Origin of the sequence: Rhodopseudomonas palustris, from assembly GCF_007005445.1 — a bacterium.
In the GTDB taxonomy this organism is placed as follows: Bacteria; Pseudomonadota; Alphaproteobacteria; order Rhizobiales; family Xanthobacteraceae; genus Rhodopseudomonas; species Rhodopseudomonas palustris_G.
The window spans coordinates 373,862-397,865 of record NZ_CP041387.1 but is presented as its reverse complement, the minus strand read 5'-3'; the positions used below and the strand labels follow the sequence as shown (position 1 = coordinate 397,865).

Below are 24,004 nucleotides of genomic sequence, written 5' to 3'. Positions count from 1 at the left end.
TGCCCGCTGTGCTCACCTGGCCTCCGTTCACGTGCGTTCGTCGATCTGCCGCGACAGGATCGCCGAGAACTCGTCGGCGAAACCTTCCAGCCGCTGCGTCTGCCGGTTCACCTCCGACGTGAACTTATTGTAGAAAATTGTCGCCGGAATTGCGGCGATCAGGCCGATCGCGGTTGCGAACAGCGCCTCGGCGATACCGGGCGCGACCACCGCCAGCGAGGTGTTCTTCGATGCGGCGATCGACTGGAAGCTCGACATGATGCCCCAGACGGTGCCGAACAGGCCGACGAACGGGCCGGCCGAACCGACGGTCGCCAGCACCAGGAGGCGGCGCTCCAGCCGTTCGACCTCGCGGGCGATCGAGACGTTCATCACCTTCTCGATCCGCATCTGCAGGCCGGCGAACGAACGCGAATGACTTTCGAATGAGCGCTTCCACTCGCGCATCGCGGCGACGAAACAGGCCGCCATCGAATGCGTCGGCTTGGCCGACAGCGCCCGGTACAATTCGTCGATCGACTCGCCGGACCAGAACGCCTGCTCGAAGCGATCCATCGCGCGGCGGGTGCGCGAGAACAGCAGCAGCTTGTCTATCGCGATCGCCCAGACCCAGACCGAACAGCCGAGCAGGCCGAGCATGATCGACTTGACGACCCAATGCGCGTGCCAGAACAACGACAGCAGCGACACGTCCGTGGAGACCGCCGGAGCAAGCTGTGTCACGTCGGCCGGGTTCATCGTCGCAATCCTCTCACACGTTTCGGCATCGGCCCGAGTCCGCCAAAGGCTCCGGCTCCCCGCGGCCACGCGCCGCGATCTGGCCCAAGCGCCACCGTGGAGCCTTCAGTTGTCGCAGGGGATGGCCCGTCCGAGGCCGGCCCCTCATTCACCCGTCAACGTGTCAAAACAAGGGCTGAAGCCGCATTTTGACGTTCCTCACCAAACCCTCATCAGGGTTAATAAGGGGTTACTACGACAGCGAAAATACCAATGATCGGCCGCTCGCCGCCGGTCACGGCCGGCCGGCGGATCGGTGCGGACCGGCGGCGGCCGCGCCCCCGACCAGACGGCGGAGCTTGTCGGGGTTCCGAACCACGTAGATCGCGACGATCCGTCCCCCGACGATTTCAAGCGCCGTGGTCTGGAGCAGGCCATCCGGTTCGCACGATACGAAGCCCGGCAGGCCGTCGATCGATTGCACGGCGAGCAGCGCGCTCGCCCCGGCCCCCACCTTGCGGGCGATCCCGGCCAGCAGTCGCGCCACCCGATCGGCGCCGCGCACGGGATTGATGGCGGCCGGCCGCTTGCCGCCGCCGTCGCTGACGAACACCGCTTCGCCCGCCAGCAGCGACGTCAGCGCGGCCAGATCGCCGCTGCGCGAAGCCTGGAAGAACGCGGCGGCGATCGCCCGCCCCTGCTCGGCCGAGACGGGAAACCGCGGCCGCTCCGAGCGGACATGCGCCCGCGCACGCGCCGCGAGTTGCCGGCATGCGGCGGCATCACGGTCGAGCGTCGCGGCGATCTCGTCGAAGCCGACACCGAACACGTCGTGCAGCAGAAACGCGGCGCGCTCCAGCGGCGACAGCCGCTCCAGCGCCAGCATCAGGGTCAGCGTGATGTCATCGCCGTCCGGTTCGAATTCGGGTGTCAAGATCGGCTCCGGCAGCCACGGCCCGACATAGGACTCACGCCGGTTCCGCGCCGACTTCAGAACGTCGAGACAGAGCCTGGTGACGACGCGGGTGAGAAACCCCGCCGGATCGCGAACCTCGCCGCGATCCGTGCGGTGCCAGCGCAAGTACGCGTCCTGCACCACGTCTTCGGCCTCGCTGAGCGAGCCGAGCATCCGATAGGCGACGCGCAGCAGGCGCGGCCGCAGCGGCGCGAAGTTCGCTGCGGCATCGTGGGAACCGACGACGTCAGGAGGCTTTGGCATGCGCCACGGCTGCGACCGGATGCAACAACCTGAAGCCGACCGCGATCCTGTTCCAGGTGTTGATGGTGCCGATCAGGATCGTCAGCTTGACCTGCTCGGCATCGCTGAAATGCGACTTCAAAGCCGCGTAGTCCTCGTCCGGAGCCCGTGTCTGCGCGATCAGCGTCAGCGCTTCGGTCCAGCCCAGCGCGGCGCGCTCCCGATCGGTGTAGAGCGGCGATTCCCGCCAGGCGTCGAGCAGATACAACCGCTGCTCGGTCTCGCCATGGGCGCGGGCGTCCTTGCTGTGCATGTCGAGGCAGAACGCGCAGCCGTTGATCTGCGAGGCGCGCATCTTGACCAGTTCGATCAGGCTCGGCTCGAGGCCGCTGCCCTGGATGTAGCTCTCCAGCGCGACCATCGCCTTGTAGGCGTCGGGCGCAGCAGCGGCGGGGTTGAGGCGCGGTGTCATGGTCGTCTCCCTTGGTTGACGAGCATAGGACGAGGCAGCCGCGCGTGGTGTGACATTGCCGCGAGTGGCGCTTGCGACAAAAAAGACGCCGCCCGCCTGGGGGCACAGGCGGGCGGCGCTGGAGGGGCGGATCAGGGCGCTGATCAGCCCTGCGCCGAATTGTCGGGCGACGGATTCGGCTTGGTCCGGTGCTGGGCCATGAAGGCGTCGAACTCTTCCTTGTCCTTGGCGTGGCGCAGGCGCTCGAGAAATTCCTTGAACTGGACCTGCTCCTCTTCGAGCCGGCGCAACGTCTCCATCCGATACTCGTCGAATGCGCGGTTGCCGCTCGACGGCTGGCCGAAGCCGAAGCCGTCCATGCGCGACCGCATCCGGTCCATCTTCGACTGCATCCGCTCCATTTTGCCTGCGAAGCGATCGCGATCCCAGCAACCCATGTTTCTGCTCCAGAGTGTGTACAAAAGAAGGGCGAGGCCGATCGGCCACCAGACGATGAAGCCGGCCACCGTCAGCAGGATCCAGCCGGGATGCCACGACGGCCGGAGCGCGGGCTGGTAGCGCGCTTCGGACGAGCCCCATCGATTGTAGTCAGCGGCGTTGGCCATTTGCTTCTCCATCGGCTCGGTGCCGTTGTGAATGTAAATAACATTTACATAGTTGGGGTGTCGCCCCTGTTTGTCAAGCAAGACCGAAATCGGTTTGACCGATTTTTCGCCGCAGGGCTCACCTTGCAGTGAGCTCCTCGATCAGGCCGGCGAGCCCCAAGGCCCGGCGCGCTTCGGCTCGGCGGGCTTCCCAGCTTCCATCGCCTGGTCGCTGCGGAACCCAAGGCCGCGCAGATAGATCAACACGCCCGCTTCCAGCAATTCCTCGGGCGCCATCGGCAACTTGCGCCGGGCACCGTCGCCTCGGCCGAACAGCGAGGCGATGCCGTGCGACATCGACCAGATATGCAACGCCATCATCAGCGCCGGCGGCCGCGCCACACCGGGCGGGGTCAACGCGGCCAGCCTTTCGGCCGCAGCCCGGATCACGTTGAAGGCGCGCTCCGACGAGGTCAGCAGCATCGGATTGACGTCGACCGGAACCCCGGATTCGAACATCGCGGCGTAATAGGCCGGCTCGTTGCGGGCGAAGCTCAGATAGGCGTGCCCGACCCGCATGAAAGCCGTCACAGTGTCCGGCCGGCCGTCATCCCAGGCTTTCGCCAGTACCTGCTCGAACCGCTCGAAGCCGCGCTCGGCGATGTTGGACAGCAGCTCGTCGCGGTCACGGAAGTGGCGGTAAGGGGCAGCCGGACTGACGCCGGCCATCCGCGCGGCATCGGCGAAGGTGAAGCCGCCCGGCCCCTTCTCCGCGATCAGCCCGAGCGCCGCCTGCAGCAGCGCCTCCTTCAGATTGCCGTGGTGGTAGCCGCGCTCGGCGCGGCTCTGGTCCTTGCGCCAGCTCATGTGAAGGGCTTTAACATGAGGGCGATGTGAAGGTCACTAACGCAGTTGCACCGGCCCCGGGCTTTTCCGGGCGGCCGTTCAGCGGCGGCCGGCGGCCTGCATGGCCTCGAACCCGGCCAGTTCATTCTGAACCTCGGCGGGGAAGTCGGCCGTCTCCTGCACCTGGCGAATTTCGATGATCTCGTCCGGTCCCGCCGGGCAGCGCATCGCCCAGGCGATCGCCTCCTCGCGGGAGGCGACCTCGATCAGCCAGTAGCCGCCGAGCACTTCCTTCACCTCCGCGAACGGGCCGTCGGTGACCACCGGCTTGCCGGTGCCGAAACCGACGCGTGCGCCCATCGACGGCGGATGCAGGCCCTCGCAAGTAATCAGCACGCCGGACTGCTGCAGCGCCTCGTTGTACTTCATCATCGCCGCGACAGCTTCCGCGGCCGGCAATACGCCGGGCTCCGCGCTCTCGTAGCCCTTCGGGATCATCAGCATCATGAATCGCATCGTCGGTCTCTCCTGCTCGATTGGCAATTTGAAGACGATCAGCGACGGCGCGCCCCGACAAGGTGCGAAAGATTTGCAGCGCAACGCACGGCAGCGCACAAATTCACCGACAAATTGCCGCCGCATTGAGTGACCAGCCTGCGGCCGTCACTATTCGCAGAGTGGGGACTCGAAGTGCGAATGGTCGTCGCGGGGTGTTCAGCGTATCTCATCAACGATCAAGTCCGGCACGGTGTCGCCGGGTCGTACCTGCGCCGCAGGTCGTGTCCGATCGTGATGCCCGCGGGCCGCAGCCAAGGCTCTGCAAGCTGGGGAGAGAATCGCATGAACGACACCACCAAACTCGCCGCCTCGCGCGCGCTGGCGCATCTGCTGGCCGCCGCGGCATTGCTGACGATCGCCAGCGTGGTCTTCTACGTGCGCTGACGACTGAGTGCAGTGCGCTGAAGACTGACCGCTCGAAAATCACGCGAAGCGCCGCCGGCAAGATGCACGGTGGCAGCCTGCACGGTGGCGCTTCGCCGAATCGTCATCAGTGAGTTGCTGTGAGGTCAGCTATTGGTGGTGACGTTCGGATCCGACTTGAGCTGATCGTAGGTTTCCTTTTCACCGCGAACCTCTTTTTCCGCCTGTAGCCAGAATTCCTCGCTGCGACCATCGGGCTGGCCCTGGGCCTGCCACAGCTCGTTGGCGCGATGGCGAATGCGCTGTTCGATTTCGTCTTGCATGCAAACCTCCCAAATCATCAAAGGCGGAGTCGGCCCCGCCTGGACGCGCAGTTGTATTTCAGTTCGATGTAAACCAGATGTCGTCGACTTGTTCCAAACCGCGATCGGCCGCGACCGCGCGCCGCGTTTGAACGAACCGCACTGGACAGGTTCGGCTCGGCACTGCATGTGTGCCTGGTAACCTGTGGTGCCCTGCGCACGACGCCGGCGCCGATGATCCTCCCGCCCGACGACACTCACATGACTGGAACGCCCATGACCTCATCCACGACTCGAGTCGCGCTGGTAACCGGCGCCGCACGCGGCATCGGACTGGCGGCAGCCAAACGCTTTCTCGCCGATGGCTGGTCGGTGGCGCTGCTCGATATGGACGATGATGCGCTGCGCACGGCGATGCAGGCGCTGGCGCTACCGGACCGCACGATCGCGCTGCATTGCGACGTCGCCGACGGCCAGTCGATCGCCCGCGACATCACCGCCGTCACCGAACGGTTCGGCCGGCTCGATGCGCTGGTGAACAACGCCGGCATCGCGGTGTTCAAGCCCCTGATGGACACCACGCCCGACGAATGGCAGCGGGTGATGGAGGTCAACCTCACCGGCCCGTTCCTGATGACCCGGGCCGCTGTGCCGCTGATGCGCGATTCCGGCGGCGGCGCGATCGTCAACATCACGTCGATCTCGTCGCTGCGCGCCTCGACGCTGCGCGTCGCCTACGGCTCGAGCAAGGCCGGGTTGGCGCACTTCACCAAGCAATGCGCGGTCGAACTCGCCGCGCTCGGCATTCGCGTCAACGGCGTCGCGCCCGGCCCGGTCGACACCGCGATGGCCAAGCAGGTGCACACGCAGGACATCCGCTCTGACTATCGCGATGCAATTCCGATGGCCCGCTACGGCCTGGAGGAAGAGCTGGCGGAGGCGATCTTCTTCCTGTGCAGCGAGCGAGCCAGCTACATCACCGGGCAGATCCTGGCGGTGGATGGCGGCTTCGATGCCGCCGGCATCGGCCTGCCGTCGCTGCGCGGCGAACGCAAGACCAGTTAGTCGCTGAGCCGATCCGACGACTACGCGCTCGCACGCCCTGCGGCCTCGTTTTCCTGCATCAGCCGATCGAGATGCATCCGGATGTGCGAGGCCTCGGCGGGAGTGCGGGCGAGCGCGATCGCGCGATCGAAGGCGATGCGGGCTTCATCACCGCGTCCCTGCTGGAGCAGCAGCGCGCCCTTGGCGCCGAAATAGTGAAAGTAGCTGCCGAGCCGCGCCTCGAGCGGCTCGATCATCGCCAGTGCCGCTTCCGGGCCGCGCAGCTTGGCCACCGCCACCGCGCGGTTGAGCGTCACCACCGGCGACGGCTGCAGAACCTCCAGCGAGCCGTACAGTAGATCGATCTGCGCCCAATCCGTATCCTCGTAGCGCGGCGCGCGCGCGTGCAGCGCCGCGATCGCCGCCTGGATCTGATAGGCTCCGGTGCGGCTGTGCCGCATCGCCTTGTCGATCAGCGCCAGCCCCTCGGCAATCATCGTGGCGTTCCACAGGCCGCGATCCTGATCCTCGAGCAGGACGAGTCCACCGTCCGCGTCGAACCGCGCCGCGGTGCGGGCATGATGCAGCAGCATCAGAGCCGTCAGCCCCATGATCTCGGGCTCGGCCGGGAACAGCCGCAGCAGCAATCGCGCCAGCCGGATCGCTTCCTCGCACAGCGGCGCGCGAACCCCGGCGCTCTCGCCCGCCGCCGAATAGCCCTCGTTGAACACCAGATAGATCATCGCCGCGACCGCGCCGAGCCGCTCGGCGCGCTCGACCGCGCCTGGTGTCTCGAACGGCACGCCGGCCCGCGCCACCCTGGCCTTGGCGCGGGTGATGCGCTGTTCCATCGCCGCATCGGAGATCAGGAATGCGCGGGCGATCTGCGGCACCGTCAATCCCGAGACGATGCGCAGCGCCAGTGCGATCTGCTGTGTCGGCGGCAGTTCGGGATGGCAGCAGATGAACAGCAGCCGCAGAATGTCGTCGCGATAGTGCGAGCCGTCTAGCCGCTCGGCGAGCGCGTCCTCGGCATCGCCGAGATCGGAAATCACAGCATCATCGGGAAGCGGTTGTTGCTTCTTGCCACGACGCAGATCGTCGATCGCGACGTTGCGGCCGACCATGATCAGCCAGGCGGCCGGATCGCGCGGCGGTCCGTTCTGCGGCCAGGCCTTCAGCGCCCGCAGGCAGGCGTTCTGGAACGCCTCCTCGGCGGTATCGAGATCGCGGAAGTAGCGCAGCAGCGCACCGATCGCCTGGGGCCGCGCCGCAATGATCGCGGTTTCGATCCAGGCGAGATCGGTCATGACTGCGCAGTCCCGGGTGTGAACAGGCCGATCGGGCGGATCTCGTATGCCCCGCCCGGATTGGCGCGGCCGAGATCGCGCGCAACGTCAAGCGCGGCGTCGAGATCGTCGCACTCGACCACGTAGAAGCCGAGCAACTGCTCCTTGGTCTCGGCGAACGGGCCGTCGATCACCACCGCCGGCTCGGAATCCTTGCGCAGGGTCGTCGCCGCAGTGGTCGGCAGCAGCCGCGCCACCGGCCCGAGACGGCCGGCTTCGGCGAGCTTGCGATGAACCGCCTTCAACTTCTCCATCACGGCGGCGTCCTCTTCCCGACTCCAGGAGCCGACGAAATTCTCATCGTGATAGCAGAGGATGGCGTAGAGCATGCGGCGTTTCTCCATGACTGCAAGACGATCCGCGTCGCGGTTGCCCGACAGCATGGCGAAGAAGTTTGCGTCGGCCAAGGCGGGCATCCCGGTTCCAGAGCGGAGTGCCCCAAACCCGGATCGCTGCGCGATCCGCGCCTCTCCTGCAAGCGGGAGAGGTTGCACAGTGAGCGGGGAGAGAGAGTCGAAATTACGTCAGCAGCCGTGCCTTCAACTCCGCCAGCGCGCGCGTAAATATCTTGGCGTCGTCGCGTGCGCGCGCCAGCACAAGGGCCCCCTGGATCGACAGCACCGCATCCTCGGCGCAGCGCCGGGCCGTGGCCGCCGATGAGCCGCAGCGGCGCAGCGCTGCCGCCAGCGCATCCTGCCAGCGGGCGAAATAGTCGTTCACCGGCGCGGCAAACTCGTCGCGCGCATGACCGAGCGCGATCACGCCGACCAGGCAGACGCGATGACCGGAACGAAAATAGTCGTCGACGCCGGCCAGCATTGCCGCAATCGCAGCCCGCGGATCGTCGGGCTCGCGCAGCGGCGCGAAGATGTGGGTTTCGAACCAGCCGTCGATCTCGGCCAGCACCTCCTCGGCCATCTGCTTTTTGCCGCCGGGGAAGAAATGATACAGGCTGCCTTTACCGAGTCCCGTCGCCTCGCTGATCAGCGCCAGCGACGCCCCTTCGTAGCCGTGGGCGCGGAACACCTCGCCGAGCAGCGGCAGCAGGGTGGCTCGATCCTTCATGTCTCTCCCGACACGGTCTCAGAACGGCTCTGCGGCGAGCCCCGACACATCGGCCGGACGAGGCCCCGGCGCCGGCCAGTGGAAGCGGCGGTCGCCCTCGCTGATCGCGACGTCGTTGATGCTGGCCTCGCGCCGGCGCATCAGACCGTCGTCGTCGAACTCCCACTGCTCGTTGCCGTAGGAGCGATACCAAAGCCCGGCGTCGTCGTGCCACTCGTATTGAAAACGCACGGCGATGAACCGGTCGTCGAACGCCCAGAGATCCTTGACCAACCGGTAGTCGTGCTCCTTCGCCCATTTGCGGGTCAAGAATTCGACGATCGCGTCACGGCCTTGCAGAAACTCGGCACGATTCCGCCAGCGGCTGTCTGGCGTATAGGCGAGCGCCACCCGCGCAGGATCACGCGAATTCCAGGCGTCTTCGGCCATCCGCACCTTCTGGGCGGCGGTCTCGCGGCTGAACGGCGGCAACGGCGGACGCGACATGACGGCTTCTCCACTGCGAACGGAACGCAGCGAGACTGTACCGATCGGTACAGAGAGTCAAGCGCGCCCGTCCGGCTCGTTCGTTGGCCGGGGCGGCTCCGGGCTCGCTTCAGCTTCGGCGTGCGCCCGCCTCGGTTCACCGTGATCGACCGGAACTGTGGGAGGGACCGCCACCAGGGTCGGCAGAGTTCGATACCAGGTGGCGAGCCAGGCGACACCGGTCAGAAGTCCGATGCCGCCGACGCTGACCAGGATCTGCATCGCGATGCTGCCCGAAACCTGAACCAGGATCCAATGCGCCGTGAAAGCGAGGATCACACCGAAGCAGAACACCGGCAGCGAGCGCTGGCCGCACAGGATGATCGGCCGCAGATACTCCGAGCGCAGCGCCGGCAGATCCGGCGGCAGCAGTTTCACCACGATCGCGAGCAGTGCCAGGAAATGGATCAGCCGCACCGGCGCCAGGCTGGTCTTGTCGATCGGATACAGGATCTTGCCGATCGACTCCGGCACCAGGCCGTACAGCGCTTCGAAATTCCACGACAGCGCGATCACCAGGGCCACCACCACGATGCACCAGCTCAAGAGCTGGTTGGGCAGCGACTTCACCCAGGGACGGATCTGCGGGCCGTTGCCGAAGCCGCACCAGATGCCGAACACGAACAGGAACTGCCAGGCGAACGGGTTGAAATACCAATGCCCGTCCGGAAACGACGGCAGATTCCAGCCGAAGTGGCGGGAGACGAAGTACAGCAGGCCCGAGCACACCAGCGTCAGAGTCGGCCTGCGCAGCAGCCCCCACAAGATCAGCGGCGCGGCGACGACCAACACGATGTACAGCGGCAGCACATCGAGATTGACCGGCTTGTAGGTGAGCAACAGCGCCTGCTGGATCATCACGTCGGGATTGGCGAGAAACTGCGCGACGTTGAACTCGTCCTTGTACATCGGATTGTCGAAACGACGCGCCGCGCGGGAGATCTGCGCGGTGAAGAACAGAAACAGGAAGATGTGAGCCACATAGAGCTGCACGGCGCGGGTCCACAGCCGCTTGGTGGCGGCGACCATTTCGCCTGCACGCACCGCTGGCCCGTAGGCGAAGCCGATCGAATAGCCGGAGATGTAGACGAAGAACTCGGCGGCGTCGCAGAAGCCGTAATTGCGCAGCGTGAACCAGTTGAGGAAATTGTACGGGATGTGATCGACGAAGATCATCCATTGGCCGACCCCGCGCAGGAAATCGAGCCGCAGATCGCGCTCGCCCTGCCCCATCAACGGCACCTCGCGCGGCTGCACTCCCCTCGTCACGCTTCGCCTCCCTGTGCGCCCGAATCAGCCGTTACGCGGCCAATCTAGCCGACGGCGGCTACAGAGGCTGTCCGGGAGACACCGGGGCGGCCCGAAGGCCGCCTGGCAAGCTAATGCAGCTTCACAGTGGGGGTGGGCCGTGTCGCGCCGGACAGCACGCTGAGCAGCGTGCGGCCGCGGCCGTACAGCGCGGCTTCGTGCATCTTATACAGCGAGCTGTACATGAAGCGGGCGAAATAGCCTTCGATCAGGAAGCTCTTGCCGACCAGCGAGCCCATCAGATTGCCGACAGCCGAATACTTGCCGAGCGACACCAGCGAGCCGAGATCCCGATAGCGGAACTCGCCGAGCGGCTCGCCCTTCAGCCGCTTCTCGATCTGCTCCAGCATGAACTCCGCCTCCTGATGGGCGGCCTGCGCCCGCGGCGGGATGCCGTTCTCATAACCGGGGATCGCACAGGCGGCACAGTCGCCCATTCCGAACACGTCGTCGTCCCGGGTGGACTGCAGCGTCGGGCGGACCACGAGCTGGTTGATCCGGTTGGTATCGAGCCCGTCGATCTCCTTGAGGAAATCCGGCGCACGCACGCCGGCGGCCCACACCACCAGTTCCGACGGAATGACCTCGCCGTCGGCGAGACGGACCGCATGATCGAGCACTTCCGCCACGCGAGCCCCGGTCCGCACCTCGACGCCGAGGTCTTGCAGCAGCTTGAGCGTCGCGTCCGAGATTCGCGGCGGCAGCGCCGGCAGAATCCGCGGCGCGGCTTCGATCAGCACGATCTTGAGGTCGTGCTCGGGATCGATCTTGTCGAGCCCGTAGGCGATGATCTCGCGCGCGGTGTGATGCAGCTCGGCGGCGAGCTCGGTGCCGGTGGCACCGGCGCCGATGATCGCAACGTGGAGCTGACCGGGCTCGATCGGGGTGTGCTGATGCTGGGCGCGCAGACAGGCATTGACCATGCGCTTGTTGAAGCGCGACGCCTGCTCCGGCGTCTCCAGCGGCACCGCGTGCTCGCGCGCCCCCGGGGTGCCGAAATCATTGGTGACACTGCCGACCGCGATCACCAGCGTGTCGTAACCGAGCTCGCTCTCCGGATTGATCTCGCGGCCCTCGTCGTCGACCACCGGTGCCAGCTTGATCACCTTGCGGGCGCGGTCGAGGCCGTTCATTTCGCCGAGGCGATAATGGAAGCCGTGCCAATGCGCCTGGGCCAGATAGTTCAGCTCGTGCTGGGAGCGGCGCAGCGAGCCGGCCGCAATCGCATGCAGCAGCGGCTTCCAGATATGGGTTCGGCTGCGATCGACCAGGGTGACGCGAACGGCATCCGACTTTCCGTATTTGTCCCCGAGGGCCGTGGCGAGTTCCAGGCCGCCGGCACCGCCGCCGACGATCACGATCCGATGGGGCTTAGCAGTCATGGGCAATCCAGGCGCAGGGGGGATGAAACGAGCGACCCGAACTGTTTACCATCAATCGGACCGGCACCCTAGCTCCGGTACGCAACCGCACACAGGATCAGTTAACATCCGCCTTCATCGCGAGCCGCAGCGGTACCGGGATCGGTCGGGCTCGACCGCCGGAGACGAACGCAACCTTGACCTTGGCCTCCATCAGCACGAGATCGCCGCGCTTGATCTGCTGCTGCATCGTGATCGAAGCGCCGCGGACTTCGATCGGCCGGGTGATCACCTCGAGCAGATCGTCCATCTTGGCGGATCTGAGAAAGTCGAGCTGCATCGCCCGCACCACGAAGGCGAAGCCCGGCGTCTCGTTTTCGGCCTCCTCGAACAACTCACTCTGCGCCGCGCCAAGCAACCGCAGGTAGTTGGTTCGCCCGCGCTCCATGAAGCGCAGATAGTTGGCGTGATAGACAATGCCGGAGAAGTCGGTGTCTTCGTAGTAGACCCGGACATGCATGTGGTGAGCGCCGTCGATGATGGCGCCGTCGAGGGGGTGGGGCAACTCGTCACTCCACTTGGGCGGAGATCGATAGTCGATCGGCCACCGCTTTTAATCTCTTATCGCGCGTCCATAGCTGCGCCTCAGGCGTCAGCAGCGTCGAAGCGACTAGATGTGCATCCACGTAGCCGATTCCCGAGCCGGCCAGCTCGGCGCGCGAAATGAGCCGCAATACCTCACCAGGCACCGCAATCGTCGCTTGAGGAAGGTCCGAAAGGTCGGTCGCGATCATCTCAAAGTGAACGTTATGGCCCAGCGCTAACTCGCCCAGAACAAAAGCATGGACCAGGACCTCTTCCCGACCAAGAGCGGCGCTGAGCGTCGAGTCTCCCTTGCGGAAATGGTCGATCCAGATCGATGTGTCGACCAGGAGCATCAGTCGTTGGTGAATTTGGGTGAGCGCCGACGCGGGGGCGCCTTGGCATCGGGCATCGACCCACCCATGCGCGCAAGTCGCCTCGCTGCTTCACGTTCGACATAGGCCTGCAGCGCCGTCTTGATCACTGCGGACTTTTCGTCGAGGCCTGCAAATTTCTGAGCTTTCGCAAACAACTCATCGTCGATGGCAATCGTCGTTCTCATGAGGCTCCTCCGTCGGCATCAAATGTAGCATCATCCGATGCCGATTTCTATGCCGCCTTTATTCCTCCTCCCCCCCGAACAACCCGAACTGCGACGGGTCACGCGACGGGGCGGCAAGGCCGAGGTGGCGGAAGGCGTGGTCGGTGAGCAGGCGGCCGCGCGGGGTGCGCTGCAGGTAGCCGCACTGGATCAGATACGGCTCGATGATGTCCTCGATCGCGTCGCGCGGCTCGGACAGCGCCGCCGCCATGGTCTCGACGCCGACCGGGCCGCCGCCATAATTCAACGCGATCGTCGAGAGATAGCGCCGGTCCATCGCGTCCAGCCCGGCGCTGTCGACTTCCAGCGCCTGAAGGGCGTGGTCGGCGATGGCGCGGTCGATCGCTTCGGCATCGGCGTGTGAGGCGAAGTCGCGGACCCGGCGCAGCAGCCGGCCGGCGATGCGCGGCGTGCCGCGGGCGCGGCGGGCGATCTCGTTGGCGCCGTCATTGGTGATCGGCGTGCCGAGCACGCGGGCACCGCGCCGCACGATGCTCTCGAGCTCGTCGATCGTGTAAAAATTCAGCCGCACCGGAATGCCGAAGCGGTCGCGCAGCGGATTGGTCAAGAGGCCAGCGCGCGTTGTCGCGCCGACCAGCGTGAACTTCGACAGGTCGATCTTCACCGAGCGCGCCGCCGGGCCCTCGCCGATGATCAGGTCGAGCTGGAAATCCTCCATCGCCGGATACAGCACCTCCTCGACCGACGGGCTGAGGCGGTGGATCTCGTCGATGAACAGCACGTCGCGTTCTTCGAGATTGGTCAGCAGCGCGGCGAGATCGCCGGCCTTGGCGATCACCGGGCCGGAGGTGGCGCGAAACCCGACGCCGAGCTCGCGGGCGACGATCTGCGCCAGCGTGGTCTTGCCGAGACCGGGCGGGCCGACGAACAGCACATGATCGAGCGCTTCCTTGCGCTTGCGCGCGGCGTCGATGAACACCTGCAGATTGGCGCGCGCTTGCTGCTGGCCGACGAACTCGGACAAATTCTGCGGCCGCAGCGCCGCATCGCCAAGATCATCGCCGCGGCGCTCGGGGGTGACGAGGCGGGAGGGATCAGTCATTGGGGAAGTGTACCACGCCGCAGCGCCTGTTCTCCCCTCCCCCCTGCGGGGAGGGGTCGGGGGTGGGGGGCCACGAGCATTGTGCCTGCGGCGCCCTCACCCCAGCCCTCTCCCGCAGGCGGGAGAGGGAGCGCGCTGTGCGCGGGGAGAGGACTTCGGCCAACACGCTCACAGCACCCGCTCCCGGCTGTATTTGTTCGGCAGCAGCTCGCTGATCCCGACCGCTTCGACGCCGTCGGGCCCGGGCACCAGCACGCGGGCGTTGCGGTCGTAATCCCAGATCAATTCGCGGCAGGCGCCGCAGGGCGACACCACGCGGACCTCGCGATTGGACTCGTGCGGCTTGGGGTGGCGCACCGCCACGATGGTGTCGATGCCGGCCTCGCCCAATTCGGTGATTACCTGCCCCAGCGCGACCGCCTCGGCGCACACCGCCATGCGGCCCAGATACGCGTCGAGATTGACCGCGACATAGCGCCGGCCGGTGCGGGTCAGCAGCGCGGCACCGACCTCCTGCCAGTCGTTGCGATAGCGCTTGGTAATCGCTTCGATCGCGGCATCGATCAGCGCGCGGTCGGTGTCGGTGATACTCACTTCGACAGCTCCTTCAGGCCGAGCTTGATCAGTTGCGCGGTCGCGGCGTCCTCGCCGGCACTGCGCGACGCCGCAGCGACAGCCGCCGCCGCCTGCGGCTGGCCATAGCCGAGATTGACCAGCGCAGAGATCGCGTCGGCGACGGCGCGCGGCGCGGTGTTGTCGTCGATCGCGCCGGACAGATGCACCACCGCCGGATCGACGTTGCCGAGCGCCGGCACCTTGTCCTTAAGCTCGGTGACGATGCGCTCGGCGACCTTCGGCCCGACGCCGGGCGTGCGCGCCACCGCGGCTTTGTCACGCAACGCGATCGCATTGGCGAGGTCGTGCGGCGGCAGCGTCGACAGCACGGCCAGCGCCACCTTCGCGCCGACGCTCTGCACCGTCTGCAAGAGGCGGAACCACTCGCGCTCGGTATCGGTGCGGAAGCCGAACAGCTTGATCTGGTCTTCTCGCACATAGGTCTCGATCGACAGCACCGCCGCCTCGCCCGGCGACGGCAGCGCCTGCAGAGTGCGGCTGGCGCAATGCACCTGATAACCAACGCCCTGCACATCGAGGATCACATAGTCCTCGCCGTAGGAATCGACGACGCCCTTGAGCTTTCCGATCATGGGGCGGCCCCGGCGCGCAGCATCTCTGCTCCCCTCCCCCTTGCGGGGAGGGGTCGGGGGTGGGGGGCCCCGAGCACGGTGCTCGCGTCGCCCTCACCCCAGCCCTCTCCCGCAAGCGGGAGAGGGGGCGCGATGTGTGCGGGGAGAGGCATTGCTCCAAACATCCTCATGCGCTCACCGCCTTCAGCCGCTGCGTGGCGACGCGGTGATGGGCGTGGGTGATGGCGATGGCGAGAGCGTCGGCGGCGTCGGCGGTTTTCGGCTCGGCCTTGGGCAGCAGGATCTTCAGCATCATCTGGATCTGGGTCTTGTCGGCGTGGCCGGCGCCGACCACCGTCTTCTTGACGAGATTGGGCGCGTATTCGGCGACCAGCAGACCGTGCATTGCCGGCACCAGCATCGCCACGCCGCGCGCCTGGCCGAGCTTCAGCGTCGCGGCGCCGTCCTTGTTGACGAAGGTCTGCTCGACCGCGGCCTCGGCCGGCGCGTGGGCGGCCAGCACCTTGGCGAGCCCGTCATGGATCGCCAGCAGCCGCTCGGCCAGCGGCAGCGTGTCCCGCGGCTCCACAGAGCCGCACGCCACATAGACCAGCCGATTGCCCTCGCTCTCGACCACGCCCCAGCCGGTGCGGCGGAGGCCGGGGTCGATCCCGAGAATACGGACGCTGCGAATCGAGGGCTGGCTCATGGCGCAGTGATAACGCCATATAGACGTGAACGAAACAGAAACGGGGGACGGGGGAAACGCCGTCCCCAGCGTGAGGCACTGCCACAGCCCCACTCTCAGCCGTCATCCCCGCGCAGGCGGGGATCCAGTATTCCAGAGCACTGGCATTTGGCCGCAGCGACGGCCCCGCTCTATCGGCAACGCACTGGAATACTAGGTCGCCCGGTCGAGCCGGGCGATGACGGGAGAATTTGGGGCGAACGCACCCCGCCAAAGCAAGTCTCAGATGGCAGCCTCACCCCGCCATCTTCGCCATCAGGGCGTCCGAGACCTCGAAATTGGCGTAGACGTTCTGAACGTCGTCGTGGTCGTTCAGCGCATCCATCAGCTTGAACAGCTTCTCGCCGGTCTCGTCGTCGACCGCGACCGTGTTCTGCGGCTTCCAGATCACCGCCGCCTTGCGGGCTTCGCCGAATTTGGCTTCGAGCGCCTTGGCGACGTCGCGGAAGGTCTCCTGCGAGGCATAGACCTCGTGGCCGGATTCCGACGACACCACGTCGTCGGCGCCGGCTTCGATCGCGGCATCGAGCATGTCGTCGGCGGAGGCCTTGTCGGCGTCGTATTCGATGATCCCGGTGCGGTCGAACATGAACGACACCGAGCCGGTTTCGCCGAGGTTGCCGCCGGACTTGGTGAAGAACGAGCGGATGTCGGACGCGGCGCGGTTGCGATTGTCGGTCAGCGCCTCGACGATCACCGCGACGCCGCCGGGACCATAACCCTCGTAGCGGATCTCGTCGTAGTTCTCCGAGTCGCCGCCGATCGCCTTCTTGATCGCGCGCTCGATGTTGTCCTTCGGCATGTTTTCCGCGCGCGCCGCCAGCACCGCGGCGCGCAGCCGCGGGTTCATCGCCGGGTCGGGAGTGCCGAGCTTGGCGGCGACGGTGATTTCGCGGGCGAGCTTGCTGAACAGCTTGGACCGCTGCGCGTCCTGCCGGCCCTTGCGGTGCATGATGTTCTTGAATTGCGAATGTCCGGCCATGCGCTCTCTCTCGCGGGTCGATCCGTTGGAATTTAGGGCTGCGGCGCGGGGTTATAAGCGGCGCATCCGCCAAAATCAAAGACTTGCCGCAACCGCTGACCGTGACCCCCGAAATTCCACCGAAAGAAAATTTAACCGTAACTTCACGAGGGCACGCGAGAGTAGCCGACCATATTCTAGTTCTGCGGGAGGAACCATGGCCATCGGCCTATTTCGCAAGCGGCAGCCGGCCATCGCCGCGCCTGCCGTGGCCGCCGTCGCGGCGCCCGGAGCGGCCGAGCCGGCCGCCGCGGTCGCAGAGGCCGATTCGGCGCGCGAGATGCTGGAGCTGTTGGAACTCGAGCTCGGCTCGCTGATTCGCCAGCTCGAGCGTGCCGCCCATTCGGTGACGACCGGCGTGGAATCGACCACCGCCACGCTGCACACCATTCGCGAGCGCACCGACGCCCTCACCGGCCGCACCAGCGCCGCACAGGCGACCGCCAGCTCGTTTTCGCAGGCCGCCGACAAGTTCACCGACTCCGCTCACGGCATCGGTGCCCAGGTCCGCCAGGCGTCCCAACTCGCCGACGACGCCTGCGCCGCCGCCAATGAAGCCACCGCCAATGTCGAGCGGCTGCGCGATTCGTCGGCGGCGATCGGCAACGTCGTCAATCTGATCTCCCAGATCGCCCGACAGACCACGTTGCTGGCTTTGAATTCGACGATCGAGGCGGCCCGCGCCGGCGCGGCGGGGCGGGGCTTCGCGGTGGTGGCGACCGAGGTCAAGGCGCTGGCGGTGCAAACCCAGGAGGCCACCGAGGAAATCAAGCGCAAGATCGACGCGCTGCAGCGCGACGCCTCCAGTTCGGCCGATGCCGTCCACCGCATCACCAGCGCAATCGCGGCGATCCGGCCGGTGTTCGACAACGTCAACGGTGCGGTCGCCGAGCAGAACGCCACCACCGGCGACATCGCCGACAACGCCACCTCGGCATCGACGTTCATCGCCTCGGTCGGCGACAGCGCTGCGGAAATCGACAGCGCCACCCGCGAGGCCGAACAGCACGGCGACGAGGTCGCGCGCGCCGGCCAGAACGTCACCAACTTCGCCGAGAAGCTGCGGGCGCGCACCGCAGTCCTGCTCAAGCTCGGCGACCGCGAGGATGCGCGGCGGCGCGAGAAGCTGCCGTGCCACCTGCAGATCGAGCTCGACACGCCGCGCGGCAGGATTACCGCGCCGGCGTATGAGATCTCGATGGAGGGTGTGCTGATCAGCGGCCCGGCTGCCGCCGCGCTGGCGGTCGGCCAGACCTTTGCGGCCGAGTTGCAGGACGTGGGCGCGTGCCGCGTCCGCATCGCAGAGCACGGCAAGGCCGGCGCGCTGGCGCGGTTCGTCGCACCCGACGCCGGCCTGCAGGAGCGGATCGAGGACCGGCTGTGGGCGATCCGCGACGAGAACACCGAATTCGTCACCCGCGCGATCGAGGCCGGGCACGAGCTTGCCAAGATCTTCGAACGCGGCATCACCTCGGGCGCGCTGACGGTGGAGCAGATGTTCGACGACAACTACGTCGAGATCGCCGGCACCGACCCGAAGCAGTACCGCACGCAATATCTCGATTGGGCCGACCGCGCGTTGCCGCCGTTCCAGGAAGCGTTTCTGGCCAAGGATCAGCGGATGGCGTTCTGCGTGATGATCGACCGCAACGGCTATCTGCCGGTGCACAACAGACTGTATTCGCAGCCGCAGCGGCCGGGCGACGTCGCCTTCAACACCGCCAACTCCCGCAACCGCCGGATCTTCAACGATCCGGCCGGGCTCGCGGCCGGCCGCAACACCCGCTCGTTCCTGATCCAGAGCTACGCCCGCGACATGGGCGGCGGCCAGACCGTGATGATGCGCGAGATCGACGTGCCGGTGCGGGTCCGCGGCCGCCACTGGGGCGGCTTCCGTACCGCCTACAAGCTGTGAGCAGAGGCGGCTGCTAACCGGCCAGCCGGTAGCGGCCGCTGATCACCGGGTCGCCTTCGGTGGCGACGACGCCGCGCATCACCAGATCTTCCAGATGCGCCAGCACCGAATAGCCGGCGGCGCTCATCAGTCGCGGGTCGATGCCGATATAGATCGCCCGCACCATGCTGGGGATGTCGGTCTCGCCCTTGCCGAGGCGGTGCAGGATCGAGGCTTCGCGCGCCAGCCGGTGGCGCTTCAGGAAGCGGGAGTAGCGCGGGCCTTCGGGAATCTCGGCGCCGTGGCCGGACAGATAAAGCTGTTCATCGCGCCCGATCAGCCGGTCAAGCGACGCCATGTAGTCCGGCATCGAGCCGTCGGGCGGCGCCACGATGGTGGTCGACCAGCCCATGATGTGATCGCCGACGAACAGCGCATCGCCCTCGCGCCAAGCAAATGACATGTGGTTGGCGGTGTGGCCGGGCGTCGCCACCGACTCGATGGTCCAGCCGTCGCCCTCGATCACGTCGCCGTCGCGGATCGTGACGTCGGGCTTGAAGTTGCGGTCGGCGCCGGATTCGGTCGACACCGTCTCGCTCTCGAAATACGGCCGCGACGCCCGATGCGGCCCCTCGGCATAGACCGTGGCGCCGGTCGCCTGCTTGATCAGCGGCGTGCCGGGTGAGTGATCCTTGTGGGTGTGGGTGACCAGGATATGGGTGACGGTCTCGCCCTTCACCGCGTCGAGCAGTGCATTGGTGTGCGCCTCGTCCGCCGGCCCCGGATCGATGATCGCGACCTTACCGCGGCCGACGATGTAGCTGACGGTGCCGGTGAAGGTGAACGGCGACGGGTTGTTGCACAACACGCGGCGCAGGCCGGGACGGATTTCCTCGACGACGCCCGGCTGCAATCCAAACTCGCGATTGAACGGAACGTCGTCCTCGGGGCGATTCTCGTCGCTCATGGCGTTTCCAACCAGTTTGATTGTTGTTTGTTCTTCCCCCCTCACCGGGGTGGTCATCCCCGCGCATGCGGGGATCCAGTACTCACCGCCATCGCATATAGCGAACGCCCCGGGATACTGGGTCGCCCGCTTTCGCGGGCGATGACGGCAGAGCGCGGAACGAAGGACGCGGACTTACGCCACGCCTTACGCGAACGCCTGCAGCCCGGTGATCGCCCGGCCCAAAATCAGCGCGTGGACGTCGTGGGTACCCTCGTAGGTGTTCACCGTCTCGAGGTTCTGGGCGTGGCGCATCACGTGATACTCGATCTGGATGCCGTTGCCGCCGTGCATATCGCGGGCCATCCGGGCGATGTCGAGCGCCTTGCCGCAATTGTTGCGCTTGACGATCGAGATCATCTCCGGCGCCATCTTGCCTTCGTCCATCAGCCGTCCGACGCGCAAGCTGGCCTGCAGGCCGAGGGTGATCTCGGTTTCCATGTCGGCGAGCTTCTTCTGCACCAACTGGGTCGCGGCGAGCGGACGGTTGAACTGCTTGCGGTCGAGCGTGTACTGCCGGGCGCGGTGGAAGCAGTCTTCGGCGGCGCCCATCGCGCCCCAGGAGATGCCGTAGCGGGCGCGGTTGAGGCAGCCGAACGGCCCCTTGAGACCGGAGACGTTGGGCAGCAGATTCTCTTCCGGCACCACCACACCGTCCATCACGATCTCGCCGGTGATCGAGGCGCGAAGCGACAGCTTGCCGCCGACCTTCGGCGCCGACAGGCCCTTCATGCCCTTCTCGAGGACGAAGCCGCGGATCTGATTGTCGTGGGCGGCGGACTTCGCCCACACCACGAACACGTCGGCGATCGGCGCGTTCGAGATCCACATCTTGCTGCCGGTGAGGCGATAGCCGTCGGCGACCTTCTCGGCCTTGGTCTTCATGCCGCCGGGATCGGAGCCGGCGTCCGGCTCGGTGAGGCCGAAGCAGCCGACCCACTCGCCGGAGGCGAGCTTGGGCAGATACTTCTTGCGCTGGTTTTCGTCGCCGTAGGCGTAGATCGGATACATCACCAGCGACGACTGCACGCTGTTCATCGAGCGATAACCGCTGTCGACCCGCTCGATCTCGCGCGCGACGAGACCGTAGGCAACGTAGCTGGCGTTGGCGCAGCCGTATTCCTCCGGCAGCGTGATGCCGATCAGGCCGAGCGACCCCATCTCGTTGAAGATCTCGCGGTCGGTCTTCTCTTCGAGATACGCCTGCGACACCCGCGGCAGCAGCTTGTCCTGAGCGTAGGCGCGCGCGGTATCACGGATCATCCGCTCGTCTTCGGTGAGCTGATCTTCCAGCAGCAGCGGATCGTCCCACTTGAAGCTCGCCGGAGCCGGCTTGTCCTTGGTTTGCGCGCGCACGCTCATCGATTGCCCTTTCAGACCTTGCCGCGTCTGGCGACGTTGATGGGGAGGGTAAGACCTCGGTCAGGTGCCTTCAAGGTGCTCGTTGCCGACGATCTCGATGCCGAAACCGGACAGGCCCTTGTATTCGATCTGCGAGGTGGTGAGGTGCCTGATCGAGGAGACGCCGAGGTCGCGCAGGATCTGCGCGCCGACGCCGATCTCACGCCATTGCCGATGCCGATCGGCTTCCGCCGATTTCGGCTCGTCGATCGGCGCGACCGGCACGCCGGCGGCGCCGTCGCGCAGATAGATCAGCACGCCGGAGCCGTTCGTCTTGAAGTGATCGAGCACCGCCTGCATCCGCCGCGGGCCGGTGAAGATCTCCTTGACGATGTTCGGCTTGTGGAACCGGGTCAGCACGTTCTTGCCGTCGCCGATACCGTTGTAGACGCAGGCGACGTGGGCGATCTCGTCGAACGGCGAGCGGTAGGCATAGCCCTGCATCGGACCGATCGGGCTGTCGATCGGAAACGTCGCAACGCGTTCGATCAGCTTCTCTCGCGCCTGGCGATGCGCGATCAGGTCGGCGATGGTGACCAGCTTGAGACCGTGCTTCTTGGCGAATTCGACGACCTGCGCGCCCTTGGTGACGGTGCCGTCGTCGTTCATCAGTTCGCTGATGACGCCGACCGGCGGCAGGCCGGCGAGCTTGCACAGATCGACCGCGGCTTCGGTGTGGCCGGAGCGCAGCAGCACGCCGCCGTCACGCGCGATCAGCGGGAAGATGTGGCCCGGGCGGGCGAAGTCGGCGGCGCCGGCATTGGGATTGGCCAGCGCGCGGCAGCACGAGGCGCGCTCGTCCGCCGAGATGCCGGTGCCGTTGTCCGGCTTGTAGTCGATCGAAACCGTGAAGGCGGTGGTGTGGTTGCTGTCGTTGTGCGCGACCATCGGATCGAGCCGCAGCCGCCGCGCGTCGTCCATGGTGATGGGGGCGCAGACGATGCCCGAGGTGTGGCGGATGATGAACGCCATCTTCTCCGCGGTGCACAGCGAGGCGGCGACCACCAGATCGCCTTCTCCCTCACGATCGTCGTCATCGGTGACGACGACGATTTCGCCGGCGGCGAAGGCTTGCAGAACGTCTTGAATGGGGTGCGCCATGGTCGGATCTCTGAAACAGGACCCGACCATATGACGCAGCGCGGGCAGGGACGCAAGGCGCGCCGCCGAAGCGGCCGCCTTGCGCGAAATTCTCTACCGCACAGCGGAATTCCGCGATTCGGCGGCGGTCGGCGGTTACTCCGCAGGCGAAGCCGCCGCCGCCTTCTTCTTGACGAACTGATCGTAGGCCTCGACCGCCTGGGCAGCGTACATCACGCTGGGGCCGGCGCCCATGTAGATCGCCATGCCCATGGTCTCCATCACCTCGTCGCGGGTCGCGCCGTGCTTCACCGCGGCTTCGGCATGAAACCCGATGCAACCGTCGCAGCGCGTCGCGACCGAGATCGCGAGCGCGATCAGCTCCTTGGTTTTGGTATCCAGCGCGTTGGCCTTGAGCGCCGCCTGCGCGATCGCCGAGAAGCCCTTCATCACGTCCGGCGCACCGGTGCGGACTTCGCGCAACGCCACCGACAGCTCGCCGGTCAGATCGATCCAGTTCTTGTGCATGGTTTCACCTGTGCAAAAACAACGCTCCCGGGATCGAGGCGGCGCCTGATCCCGGGAGCAATTATGGAGTGCCGAGGCGTCAGGACTTGGTCGAGCAGGTCTTGATGCCGAACAGCGTGTAGGCCGGGCAGAAACCGATCGCAGCGGTCAGCAGCGGCACGACGCCGATCCAGGCCCAGATCGGACCGCCGGTCAACGCCCAATAGATCAGGCCGGCACCGACGATGGCACGCAGCACACGATCGATCATTCCCATGTTCACAGTCATCTTCGTTTCCCCTCGCTCGGTTGAGTGACACGCTGGTTCTAGGGCGCGCAGGGGGCACGGTCTGTGACCAAGTCACCGGCCGCGGCCGATCCGTCTAACGTTCAATGCCCCGATCGCGCGGCCGCCCGCAACGGCGCCGCGTTGCGCAGCTCGACGCGGCCGCGACCGAGATTGACCCAGCCGCGCCGCTCGAACGTCTTCAGATGCCGGCTGACGACTTCGCGCGCGGTGCCGATTTCAGCCGCGAGCTGAGCGTGGGTGATCGACAATTCGCGATCGTCCGCGGCCAGCGCCAGCAGGCGCGATGCCAGCCGGGTTTCGATCGAGGCGAACGCGACGTTCTGGATCACCGCCATCAGATCCGCCATCCGGGCGGCCTGGGCGTTGAACACGAAGCTGCGGAACTGCGCCGAGCTTCCCATCAGCTCGTGGAAGGTCGCGGCCGGCAGCCCCACCGCTTCGACCGGGCTCTCGGTCACCGCGAACGCGCTGTAACTGTCGGAGGCGAGCAGCGCCAGGGTGGTGAGAATGCAGATGCTGCCGGGACCGAGCCGATACAGCACGATCTCGTTGCCCTCGGCATCGAGCTGAAACACCCGGACGGTGCCGCGGCAGACCAGGATGAACATGCCGCAGGGCTGGTCAGGGGCGAACACCGAGGCGCCGGCCGGCAGGCTCATCGCCATCGCCGCACCGGCGAGCGGACTCCGCTCCTCGTCCGACAACCCGGCGAGCGCCGGAAAGCCCCGCAACCAATCTACCTCAGGCAAGCTCATCGCGACCAACCGGGTTCACGCTGGACCTGCCGAGATATCGGCCGACCAGCCAGCGCTCGGTTGATCTCTATCAATCGTCGGCAGCGGCGAACAGCCGCGTTTTGCCGCGATCCCGGGACAGCGAGGGATCCGGGACCGGAAGCAAGGCGTCGAGGTG

29 protein-coding genes are annotated in these 24,004 nt (G+C 66.4%); 2 read left to right on the top strand and 27 right to left on the bottom strand.

The genetic code is table 11. The features are described from left to right. Positions 1-27: 27 nt before the first annotated feature. From tolQ to FLL57_RS01850, 7 genes are all read right to left on the bottom strand, one after another. Entirely contained in the window at positions 28-738 is a 711-nt protein-coding gene (tolQ, locus tag FLL57_RS01880) for a protein TolQ (protein ID WP_013501063.1), read from the bottom strand. 274 nt (positions 739-1,012) lie between these two features. Next, positions 1,013-1,936: a sigma-70 family RNA polymerase sigma factor gene (locus tag FLL57_RS01875; RefSeq protein ID WP_047308991.1), complete on the bottom strand. Its 924-nt coding sequence runs from the start codon at positions 1,934-1,936 to the stop codon at positions 1,013-1,015. Further along, on the bottom strand, positions 1,920-2,387 hold the full coding sequence (locus tag FLL57_RS01870) for a carboxymuconolactone decarboxylase family protein (RefSeq protein ID WP_047308990.1): 468 nt from the start codon (positions 2,385-2,387) through the stop codon (positions 1,920-1,922). Before FLL57_RS01870 ends, FLL57_RS01875 begins: the two co-directional genes overlap by 17 nt. A gap of 143 nt (positions 2,388-2,530) precedes the next feature. Next, on the bottom strand, positions 2,531-2,992 hold the full coding sequence (locus FLL57_RS01865; protein WP_013501060.1) for a DUF2852 domain-containing protein: 462 nt from the start codon (positions 2,990-2,992) through the stop codon (positions 2,531-2,533). 141 nt (positions 2,993-3,133) lie between these two features. Further along, entirely contained in the window at positions 3,134-3,838 is a 705-nt protein-coding gene (locus FLL57_RS01860) for a TetR/AcrR family transcriptional regulator (protein ID WP_142881975.1), read from the bottom strand. Between the two features lie 78 nt (positions 3,839-3,916). Then, complete coding sequence (locus FLL57_RS01855) at positions 3,917-4,333, bottom strand: YciI family protein (protein WP_142881974.1); 417 nt, start codon at positions 4,331-4,333, stop codon at positions 3,917-3,919. A gap of 551 nt (positions 4,334-4,884) precedes the next feature. Further along, positions 4,885-5,061, bottom strand: a complete 177-nt coding sequence (locus FLL57_RS01850) for a DUF2934 domain-containing protein (RefSeq protein ID WP_013501057.1) — start codon at positions 5,059-5,061, stop codon at positions 4,885-4,887. 255 nt (positions 5,062-5,316) lie between these two features. Between FLL57_RS01850 and FLL57_RS01845 the strand changes: the two genes are divergently transcribed. Continuing rightward, positions 5,317-6,105: an SDR family NAD(P)-dependent oxidoreductase gene (locus tag FLL57_RS01845; RefSeq protein WP_047308986.1), complete on the top strand. Its 789-nt coding sequence runs from the start codon at positions 5,317-5,319 to the stop codon at positions 6,103-6,105. A gap of 20 nt (positions 6,106-6,125) precedes the next feature. Here the strand turns inward: FLL57_RS01845 and FLL57_RS01840 are convergent, their stop codons facing one another. The 14 genes from FLL57_RS01840 to FLL57_RS01765 form a co-directional block, all read right to left on the bottom strand. After that, positions 6,126-7,394, bottom strand: coding sequence for an RNA polymerase sigma factor (locus tag FLL57_RS01840; RefSeq protein WP_013501055.1), 1,269 nt, complete (start codon positions 7,392-7,394; stop codon positions 6,126-6,128). Next, positions 7,391-7,762, bottom strand: coding sequence for a YciI family protein (locus FLL57_RS01835; protein ID WP_142884146.1), 372 nt, complete (start codon positions 7,760-7,762; stop codon positions 7,391-7,393). The genes FLL57_RS01840 and FLL57_RS01835 overlap by 4 nt, the downstream gene beginning before the upstream one ends. A 190-nt stretch (positions 7,763-7,952) precedes the next feature. Further along, complete coding sequence (locus tag FLL57_RS01830; RefSeq protein ID WP_013501053.1) at positions 7,953-8,498, bottom strand: TetR/AcrR family transcriptional regulator; 546 nt, start codon at positions 8,496-8,498, stop codon at positions 7,953-7,955. Positions 8,499-8,516: 18 nt separating this feature from the next. After that, positions 8,517-8,984 carry a DUF1348 family protein gene (locus FLL57_RS01825; RefSeq protein ID WP_013501052.1) on the bottom strand — a complete coding sequence of 156 codons (468 nt, stop codon included), beginning with the start codon at positions 8,982-8,984 and terminating at the stop codon, positions 8,517-8,519. A gap of 57 nt (positions 8,985-9,041) precedes the next feature. After that, positions 9,042-10,256, bottom strand: coding sequence for an OpgC domain-containing protein (locus tag FLL57_RS01820; protein WP_047309022.1), 1,215 nt, complete (start codon positions 10,254-10,256; stop codon positions 9,042-9,044). Positions 10,257-10,402: 146 nt separating this feature from the next. Next, complete coding sequence (locus tag FLL57_RS01815; RefSeq protein ID WP_013501050.1) at positions 10,403-11,713, bottom strand: NAD(P)/FAD-dependent oxidoreductase; 1,311 nt, start codon at positions 11,711-11,713, stop codon at positions 10,403-10,405. A 97-nt stretch (positions 11,714-11,810) separates the two neighbouring features. Continuing rightward, positions 11,811-12,212 carry a tol-pal system-associated acyl-CoA thioesterase gene (gene ybgC, locus FLL57_RS01810; RefSeq protein WP_047308982.1) on the bottom strand — a complete coding sequence of 134 codons (402 nt, stop codon included), beginning with the start codon at positions 12,210-12,212 and terminating at the stop codon, positions 11,811-11,813. Between the two features lie 49 nt (positions 12,213-12,261). After that, a complete protein-coding gene (locus FLL57_RS01805) occupies positions 12,262-12,630 on the bottom strand; it encodes a type II toxin-antitoxin system VapC family toxin (protein ID WP_047308981.1) in 369 nt (122 codons plus the stop codon). Further along, positions 12,630-12,836 carry a type II toxin-antitoxin system VapB family antitoxin gene (locus FLL57_RS01800; RefSeq protein WP_047308980.1) on the bottom strand — a complete coding sequence of 69 codons (207 nt, stop codon included), beginning with the start codon at positions 12,834-12,836 and terminating at the stop codon, positions 12,630-12,632. Before FLL57_RS01800 ends, FLL57_RS01805 begins: the two co-directional genes overlap by 1 nt. A gap of 58 nt (positions 12,837-12,894) precedes the next feature. Continuing rightward, the gene (gene ruvB / locus FLL57_RS01795) at positions 12,895-13,938 is read right to left on the bottom strand and encodes a Holliday junction branch migration DNA helicase RuvB (RefSeq protein ID WP_142881972.1); all 1,044 of its coding nucleotides are present in this window, start codon (positions 13,936-13,938) and stop codon (positions 12,895-12,897) included. 168 nt (positions 13,939-14,106) lie between these two features. Beyond that, the gene (locus FLL57_RS01785) at positions 14,107-14,532 is read right to left on the bottom strand and encodes a cytidine deaminase (protein ID WP_142881971.1); all 426 of its coding nucleotides are present in this window, start codon (positions 14,530-14,532) and stop codon (positions 14,107-14,109) included. Continuing rightward, positions 14,529-15,146: a Holliday junction branch migration protein RuvA gene (ruvA, locus tag FLL57_RS01780; RefSeq protein WP_142881970.1), complete on the bottom strand. Its 618-nt coding sequence runs from the start codon at positions 15,144-15,146 to the stop codon at positions 14,529-14,531. Before ruvA ends, FLL57_RS01785 begins: the two co-directional genes overlap by 4 nt. A 166-nt stretch (positions 15,147-15,312) precedes the next feature. Beyond that, positions 15,313-15,834 (bottom strand): crossover junction endodeoxyribonuclease RuvC, encoded by a 522-nt coding sequence (gene ruvC / locus FLL57_RS01770; RefSeq protein WP_047307674.1) that lies wholly within the window; start codon positions 15,832-15,834, stop codon positions 15,313-15,315. A 274-nt stretch (positions 15,835-16,108) separates the two neighbouring features. Beyond that, complete coding sequence (locus FLL57_RS01765; RefSeq protein ID WP_013501043.1) at positions 16,109-16,855, bottom strand: YebC/PmpR family DNA-binding transcriptional regulator; 747 nt, start codon at positions 16,853-16,855, stop codon at positions 16,109-16,111. Positions 16,856-17,051: 196 nt separating this feature from the next. Here FLL57_RS01765 and FLL57_RS01760 point away from each other — a divergent pair, with 196 nt between their 5' ends. Then, entirely contained in the window at positions 17,052-18,809 is a 1,758-nt protein-coding gene (locus FLL57_RS01760; RefSeq protein WP_142881969.1) for a methyl-accepting chemotaxis protein, read from the top strand. 13 nt (positions 18,810-18,822) lie between these two features. Here FLL57_RS01760 and FLL57_RS01755 read toward each other — a convergent pair whose 3' ends face one another. The 6 genes from FLL57_RS01755 to FLL57_RS01730 all read right to left on the bottom strand — a co-directional run bounded on the left by FLL57_RS01755 (position 18,823) and on the right by FLL57_RS01730 (position 23,847). Then, positions 18,823-19,755, bottom strand: coding sequence for an MBL fold metallo-hydrolase (locus tag FLL57_RS01755; RefSeq protein WP_142881968.1), 933 nt, complete (start codon positions 19,753-19,755; stop codon positions 18,823-18,825). Between the two features lie 186 nt (positions 19,756-19,941). Next, positions 19,942-21,156 (bottom strand): acyl-CoA dehydrogenase, encoded by a 1,215-nt coding sequence (locus FLL57_RS01750; RefSeq protein WP_013501040.1) that lies wholly within the window; start codon positions 21,154-21,156, stop codon positions 19,942-19,944. A gap of 60 nt (positions 21,157-21,216) precedes the next feature. Then, complete coding sequence (gene ribB, locus FLL57_RS01745) at positions 21,217-22,296, bottom strand: 3,4-dihydroxy-2-butanone-4-phosphate synthase (RefSeq protein ID WP_142881967.1); 1,080 nt, start codon at positions 22,294-22,296, stop codon at positions 21,217-21,219. Positions 22,297-22,431: 135 nt separating this feature from the next. After that, positions 22,432-22,803: a carboxymuconolactone decarboxylase family protein gene (locus FLL57_RS01740; RefSeq protein ID WP_011156656.1), complete on the bottom strand. Its 372-nt coding sequence runs from the start codon at positions 22,801-22,803 to the stop codon at positions 22,432-22,434. 79 nt (positions 22,804-22,882) lie between these two features. After that, complete coding sequence (locus tag FLL57_RS01735; protein ID WP_013501038.1) at positions 22,883-23,071, bottom strand: YgaP family membrane protein; 189 nt, start codon at positions 23,069-23,071, stop codon at positions 22,883-22,885. 101 nt (positions 23,072-23,172) lie between these two features. Further along, positions 23,173-23,847, bottom strand: a complete 675-nt coding sequence (locus FLL57_RS01730; protein WP_013501037.1) for a Crp/Fnr family transcriptional regulator — start codon at positions 23,845-23,847, stop codon at positions 23,173-23,175. Positions 23,848-24,004: the final 157 nt, after the last annotated feature.

Bases quoted from the DNA above. Each gene is read 5' to 3' on its own strand.
- ribB (WP_142881967.1), bottom strand. From the start codon at position 22,296: ATGGCGCACCCCATTCAAGACGTTCTGCAAGCCTTCGCCGCCGGCGAA.
- FLL57_RS01730 (WP_013501037.1), bottom strand. From the start codon at position 23,847: ATGAGCTTGCCTGAGGTAGATTGGTTGCGGGGCTTTCCGGCGCTCGCC.
- FLL57_RS01875 (WP_047308991.1), bottom strand. From the start codon at position 1,936: ATGCCAAAGCCTCCTGACGTCGTCGGTTCCCACGATGCCGCAGCGAAC.
- ruvB (WP_142881972.1), bottom strand. From the start codon at position 13,938: ATGACTGATCCCTCCCGCCTCGTCACCCCCGAGCGCCGCGGCGATGAT.
- FLL57_RS01860 (WP_142881975.1), bottom strand. From the start codon at position 3,838: ATGAGCTGGCGCAAGGACCAGAGCCGCGCCGAGCGCGGCTACCACCAC.
- FLL57_RS01825 (WP_013501052.1), bottom strand. From the start codon at position 8,984: ATGTCGCGTCCGCCGTTGCCGCCGTTCAGCCGCGAGACCGCCGCCCAG.
- FLL57_RS01735 (WP_013501038.1), bottom strand. From the start codon at position 23,071: ATGACTGTGAACATGGGAATGATCGATCGTGTGCTGCGTGCCATCGTC.
- FLL57_RS01815 (WP_013501050.1), bottom strand. From the start codon at position 11,713: ATGACTGCTAAGCCCCATCGGATCGTGATCGTCGGCGGCGGTGCCGGC.
- tolQ (WP_013501063.1), bottom strand. From the start codon at position 738: ATGAACCCGGCCGACGTGACACAGCTTGCTCCGGCGGTCTCCACGGAC.
- FLL57_RS01840 (WP_013501055.1), bottom strand. From the start codon at position 7,394: ATGACCGATCTCGCCTGGATCGAAACCGCGATCATTGCGGCGCGGCCC.
- FLL57_RS01855 (WP_142881974.1), bottom strand. From the start codon at position 4,333: ATGCGATTCATGATGCTGATGATCCCGAAGGGCTACGAGAGCGCGGAG.
- FLL57_RS01800 (WP_047308980.1), bottom strand. From the start codon at position 12,836: ATGAGAACGACGATTGCCATCGACGATGAGTTGTTTGCGAAAGCTCAG.
- FLL57_RS01830 (WP_013501053.1), bottom strand. From the start codon at position 8,498: ATGAAGGATCGAGCCACCCTGCTGCCGCTGCTCGGCGAGGTGTTCCGC.
- FLL57_RS01835 (WP_142884146.1), bottom strand. From the start codon at position 7,762: ATGCTCTACGCCATCCTCTGCTATCACGATGAGAATTTCGTCGGCTCC.
- FLL57_RS01805 (WP_047308981.1), bottom strand. From the start codon at position 12,630: ATGCTCCTGGTCGACACATCGATCTGGATCGACCATTTCCGCAAGGGA.
- FLL57_RS01750 (WP_013501040.1), bottom strand. From the start codon at position 21,156: ATGAGCGTGCGCGCGCAAACCAAGGACAAGCCGGCTCCGGCGAGCTTC.
- FLL57_RS01850 (WP_013501057.1), bottom strand. From the start codon at position 5,061: ATGCAAGACGAAATCGAACAGCGCATTCGCCATCGCGCCAACGAGCTG.
- FLL57_RS01740 (WP_011156656.1), bottom strand. From the start codon at position 22,803: ATGCACAAGAACTGGATCGATCTGACCGGCGAGCTGTCGGTGGCGTTG.
- FLL57_RS01820 (WP_047309022.1), bottom strand. From the start codon at position 10,256: ATGGGGCAGGGCGAGCGCGATCTGCGGCTCGATTTCCTGCGCGGGGTC.
- FLL57_RS01755 (WP_142881968.1), bottom strand. From the start codon at position 19,755: ATGAGCGACGAGAATCGCCCCGAGGACGACGTTCCGTTCAATCGCGAG.
- FLL57_RS01765 (WP_013501043.1), bottom strand. From the start codon at position 16,855: ATGGCCGGACATTCGCAATTCAAGAACATCATGCACCGCAAGGGCCGG.
- FLL57_RS01845 (WP_047308986.1), top strand. From the start codon at position 5,317: ATGACCTCATCCACGACTCGAGTCGCGCTGGTAACCGGCGCCGCACGC.
- ybgC (WP_047308982.1), bottom strand. From the start codon at position 12,212: ATGCATGTCCGGGTCTACTACGAAGACACCGACTTCTCCGGCATTGTC.
- ruvC (WP_047307674.1), bottom strand. From the start codon at position 15,834: ATGAGCCAGCCCTCGATTCGCAGCGTCCGTATTCTCGGGATCGACCCC.
- ruvA (WP_142881970.1), bottom strand. From the start codon at position 15,146: ATGATCGGAAAGCTCAAGGGCGTCGTCGATTCCTACGGCGAGGACTAT.
- FLL57_RS01865 (WP_013501060.1), bottom strand. From the start codon at position 2,992: ATGGCCAACGCCGCTGACTACAATCGATGGGGCTCGTCCGAAGCGCGC.
- FLL57_RS01870 (WP_047308990.1), bottom strand. From the start codon at position 2,387: ATGACACCGCGCCTCAACCCCGCCGCTGCTGCGCCCGACGCCTACAAG.
- FLL57_RS01760 (WP_142881969.1), top strand. From the start codon at position 17,052: ATGGCCATCGGCCTATTTCGCAAGCGGCAGCCGGCCATCGCCGCGCCT.